Source organism: Arthrobacter sp. Y3225116 (genome assembly GCF_059091245.1).
Map to the genome: position 1 here is coordinate 1 of NZ_JBNHGL010000584.1, position 368 is coordinate 368.

The window sequence follows — 368 nt, forward strand, 5'->3', positions numbered from 1 at the left end:
GTCCGCTTGGCCAGTTCCGAGGCGATCGCGTTGGCCAGCGGCTCGGCCTGGGCGGCGCTCGGCGCGTAGCCGCCCAGGTAGGCGTCCGGGACCACGTCGGCCAGCGCCCGGCGGGGATCGAAGACGGCGAAGACCAGGTCCCGGGACGGGTACTGCGCCACCAGCGAGGCGACCAGGGAACGGACCAGGTTGGTCTTGCCGGACTGTTCGTCGCCCATCACGATCAGGTGGTGCTCGCCGCGGACGACGTCCAGCATCTCGGGGCCCAGGTCGGTCTCGCGCAGGCCCAGCGGCAGCAGGCCCGGGAGCGCCGGGACCTCGAGCTGGGCGGCTTCCACCACCTGCGGCAGGATGCGCACCTGCATGGC

At 73.1% G+C, this 368-nt stretch carries 1 protein-coding gene; it reads right to left on the reverse strand.

The window, feature by feature from the left end:
* On the reverse strand, positions 1–368 hold a 368-nt coding region (locus tag AC5RV2_RS19075; protein WP_494093627.1), incomplete at both ends, for an FtsK/SpoIIIE domain-containing protein.